The sequence below is a fragment of the Ruegeria sp. CH6 genome (genome assembly GCF_056537005.1).
This window is the reverse complement of sequence record NZ_JBQFQS010000038.1, coordinates 1-4,448: the sequence shown is the minus strand read 5'-3', so window position 1 is coordinate 4,448 and position 4,448 is coordinate 1. Positions and strand designations below refer to the sequence as shown.

Here is a 4,448-nt window from a genome sequence, read left to right as displayed (position 1 = left end):
GGCGGGCATGTGCAGATTAGGTTTCTGTCGCCGTATGCGTTGTCGACGCGGTTGACGGGGGACCAGTATTTGTCGACGCCCATGGAGCCCGGGGGGAAGCAGGCCTGTTCGCGGGTGTAGGGGCGGTCCCAGTCGCCGACCAGATCGCGCACCGTGTGGGGGGCGTTTTTCAGCGGGTTGTTTTCCGCGTCGATCTTTCCGTCGATGATATCCTGCGCCTCGGAGCGGATCGAGAGCATGGCGTCGCAGAAGCGGTCCAGCTCGTCTTTGGGTTCCGATTCCGTAGGCTCGACCATCAGTGTGCCGGCCACCGGCCAGGACATGGTCGGGGCGTGGAAGCCGCTGTCGACCAGACGCTTGGCCACGTCGTCCACACTCACATTGCCCTCATCCGCCAGAGGACGGGTGTCGAGGATGCATTCATGCGCCACACGACCTGTCTCGGAGGTATAGAGGATCGGATAAGCATCCTGCAGACGTGCCGCGATGTAGTTGGCGTTCAGGATCGCCACCTTGGTCGCCTGGGTCAGACCCGCGCCACCCATCAGCAGCACATAGGCCCATGAGACGGGAAGGATCGAGGGCGAGCCAAACGGTGCCGCCGAGACCGGACCCACGGCAGTGCCGTATTCCGGATGACCCGGCAGGTGCTCTTCCAGATGCGCCTTGACGCCGATCGGACCCATGCCGGGGCCACCACCGCCATGCGGGATGCAGAAGGTCTTGTGCAGGTTCAGGTGGCTGACGTCGCCGCCAATGTCACCCGGACGCGAGAGACCGACCATGGCGTTCATGTTGGCGCCGTCGATATAGACCTGACCGCCGTGATCATGGGTGATCTGGCAGACCTCCTGCACGGTGGTCTCGAACACGCCATGGGTGGACGGATAGGTGATCATGCAGGCAGCCAGATGATCCGAGTGCTTTTCCGCCTTGGCGCGGAAGTCATTCAGATCAATGTTGCCGTTCTCATCCGCCTGCACCGGCACAACTTGCCAGCCCACCATCTGGGCCGAGGCCGGGTTGGTCCCGTGCGCCGAGGTCGGGATCAGGCAGACATTGCGGTGCCCTTCGCCGCGGGCGAAGTGATAGTTGCGGATGGTCAGCAGGCCCGCATATTCACCCTGCGCGCCCGAGTTGGGCTGCTGGCTGATCGCGTCATAGCCGGTGATCTGGCACAGCTTGTCGTTCAGATCGGCAATCATCTCAAGATAGCCCTGCGCCTGATCTTCGGGGCAGAACGGGTGCAGATTGCCGAACTCGGGCCAGGTGACCGGGATCATCTCGATCGTGGCGTTCAGCTTCATGGTGCACGAGCCCAGCGGGATCATCGCCCGATCCAGCGCCAGGTCGCGGTCGGCCAGACGACGCATATAGCGGGTCATCTCAGCCTCGGCCCGGTTCTTGTGGAAGATCGGGTGGGTCAGATAAGGCGTCTCGCGCAGCGCATAATCCGGCAGGCGGTACTGCTTGTTCGAGCTGTCATCCTTGCGGTCGATGCCGAAGGCACCCCAGACGGCCTCGATGGTCTCGGGCCGGGTCTGTTCATCCAGGCTGATGCCGACCTTGGTCTCGCCAACCTTGCGCAGGTTGACGCCACGGGCCACGGCGGCCTCCATGACAACATTCTGCAGATGACCGACCTCAACCGTGATGGTGTCGAAGAATACTTCCGGCTCGACCGAGAAGCCCGCCTCTTCCAGACCGGCGGCCAGACGCGAGGTCTTGCGGTGCACCGATTGCGCGATGGCCTTGATGCCGTCGGGGCCGTGATACACAGCATACATCGAGGCGATCACCGCCAGCAGCGCCTGCGCGGTGCAGACGTTCGAGTTGGCTTTCTCGCGGCGGATGTGCTGCTCGCGGGTCTGCAGCGCCAGGCGGTAGGCCTTGTTGCCGCGGCTGTCGATCGACACACCGATGATCCGGCCGGGCATTGCCCGCTTCAGCTTGTCGGTGGTCGCCATATACGCGGCGTGCGGGCCGCCATAGCCCATCGGAACACCAAACCGCTGGGTCGAGCCGATGGCAATATCCGCGCCCATCTCACCCGGTGACTTCAGCAGCGCCAGCGACAGGATGTCGGCCGCCACGATAGCGATGGCTTTATGTTCATGCAGGGCCGCGATTTCCGATGTGAAGTCGCGCACGTGACCATGCGTGCCCGGGTACTGGAAGATCGCGCCAAAAACGGCGCCCGCGTCCAGTTGGTCGGGATCAGCCACCTGCACGTCGATGCCCAGAGGTTCAGCGCGCGTTTTAATGACTGCGATGGTCTGCGGGTGGCAGTTCTTGTCGACAAAGAAGGCCGCGTTGTTGGCCTTGGACCGGCCGCCGCGCTTGGCCATCGCCATCGCTTCGGCGGCTGCAGTGGCTTCGTCCAGCAGCGAGGCGTTGGCCACGTCCAGCCCGGTCAGGTCGCTGACCATCGTCTGGAAGTTCAACAGCGCCTCAAGACGACCCTGGCTGATCTCGGGCTGGTACGGCGTGTAGGCGGTGTACCAGGCCGGGTTTTCCAGGATGTTGCGCAGGATCGGTGCCGGCGTGGTGGTGCCGTAATAGCCCTGACCGATCAGCGAGGTCAGAACCTTGTTCTTGCTCGCCACCTCTTTCATGTAGAACAGCGCATCGCGTTCGGTCATGGCCGGACCCCAGTCCAGCGGTTCCTTCTGCCGGATCGCGGGCGGGACGGTGGCGTCGATCAGCTGGTCCAGCGTCTTGAAGCCGATCACCTTGAGCATGTCGCGCATCTCGGTGGGCGACGGGCCGATGTGGCGGCGATTGGCGAAGTCATAGGCTTCGTAGTCGGTCAGTTTGAAGGCCATTGCAGCGCTCCTGTCGAATAGGTCAGGTCGGGCGGAGACTGCGACAGCCTCCGGTAGTAGGGAGAGGGCCGGACAAGGGCCGGCCCGAACATGCGGAGCCCCAAACCGGGGCTCCGGTACGGGCTTAGCCGATCAGGGCCTTGTAGCCGTCCAGATCCATCAGATCTTCCAGCTGCGATGCGTCGCTGATCTTGACCTTGTAGATCCAGGCCTCACCCTCGGGATCTTCGTTCAGCGCGCCGGGATTGTCGGCCAGCGCCTCGTTCACCTCGACGATCTCACCATCGACCGGGGCATACAGCTCGGACGCGGCCTTGACGGATTCGATCACGCCGATCTCACCGCCCTTTTCGAACTCGTCGCCAGCTTCCTGCTGCTCGACGAACACCACTTCACCCAGCTGCTCGGCGGCATGTTTGGTGATGCCCAGAGTGGCCGTGTCCCCTTCGACGGTCAGCCATTCATGCTCTTCGGAATAATAGGTTGCCATGTCTTCTCTCTCCTGACTTCAACGCTTGTAATTCTGTTTGACGAAGGGCAGCGCCACGATCTCGGCCGGTTGCGCCTTGCCCCGGATGATCAGGTTCACCTTCTCGCCCGGCTCGCCATGGCCTGCGGACACATAGCCCATTGCAACAGGGCCACCGACCGTGGGGCCAAAGCTGCCCGAGGTGATCTGACCGATGCTGTTGCCCTCAAGGCATTGCACTTCCACGCCCTGACGGGCAGGCGCACGGCCTTCGGGCTTGATGCCCACCAGCTTGCGCGCGGCCCCTTCGGCCAGTTCCTTCTGAACGCGGGCCGCACCCGGGAAACCGCCCTCTTCCTTGCGGCGCTTCTGGATCGCCCAGCCCAGCGACGCCTCGATCGGCGAGGTGCTCTGGTCAATGTCATTGCCATAAAGGCACAGACCCGCCTCCAGCCGCAGGCTGTCGCGCGCGCCCAGACCCGCCGGTTCGCAATCCTCATGCGCCAGGAAGGCCTTGCTGATCTCGATCGCCTTGTCCTCGGGGATCGAGATCTCATACCCGTCCTCGCCGGTATAGCCCAGGCGCGAGATGCGGCATTCGACGCCGTTGATATCGGCCAGGGTGGTTTCCATGAACTTCAGATCGCGGGCCGCAGGGCAGAGCTCACCCACCACGTTTTCCGCCGCAGGGCCCTGTACGGCCACCAGCGCGCGGTCAAAGATCTCGGTCACTTCCACGCCTTCAAGATTGTCACGCATATGCGGAATGTCCTGATGGCGCAGCGCCGCGTTCACCACCACAAAATAGTGGTCCCCCGCGTTCGACACGATCAGGTCATCCATGATCCCGCCTTCCGCGTTCGTAAAGAACCCGTACCGCGCCTTGCCTTCCTTCAGGGTCGCATAGGCCTGAGGGCAAAGCGCTTCCAGCTTCTCACCCACATTCTCGCCCCGCAGGATCACCTGACCCATGTGAGACACATCAAACAACGCCGCCTTCTCACGACACTGCTTATGCTCCCCCATGATCCCCAAAGGATACTGAACAGGCATCTCCCAACCAGCAAAATCAACTATCTTACCACCCAAATCAACGTGCAAGTCATACAACGGCGTGCGGTTCAAACCAGGCATCTCATAAACCTCTCTTTTAG

General features: G+C 62.5%; 3 protein-coding genes. All 3 read right to left on the bottom strand.

Going from position 1 to position 4,448, the window contains the following annotated elements; genetic code table 11:
* Positions 1 to 2,825, bottom strand: a 2,825-nt coding sequence (gcvP, locus tag ACR0CW_RS22995; protein WP_480789566.1) for an aminomethyl-transferring glycine dehydrogenase, incomplete at its 3' end; no start/stop codon positions are given.
* A 124-nt stretch (positions 2,826 to 2,949) separates the two neighbouring features.
* Positions 2,950 to 3,315, bottom strand: a complete 366-nt coding sequence (gene gcvH / locus ACR0CW_RS22990; RefSeq protein ID WP_155134194.1) for a glycine cleavage system protein GcvH — start codon at positions 3,313 to 3,315, stop codon at positions 2,950 to 2,952.
* A gap of 18 nt (positions 3,316 to 3,333) precedes the next feature.
* Positions 3,334 to 4,428, bottom strand: coding sequence for a glycine cleavage system aminomethyltransferase GcvT (gene gcvT / locus ACR0CW_RS22985; RefSeq protein WP_480789567.1), 1,095 nt, complete (start codon positions 4,426 to 4,428; stop codon positions 3,334 to 3,336).
* Positions 4,429 to 4,448: the final 20 nt, after the last annotated feature.

What these genes read in the sequence shown, in the direction of transcription:
- gcvH (WP_155134194.1), bottom strand. Translation starts at nt 3,315, where the DNA reads ATGGCAACCTATTATTCCGAAGAGCATGAATGGCTGACCGTCGAAGGG.
- gcvT (WP_480789567.1), bottom strand. Translation starts at nt 4,428, where the DNA reads ATGCCTGGTTTGAACCGCACGCCGTTGTATGACTTGCACGTTGATTTG.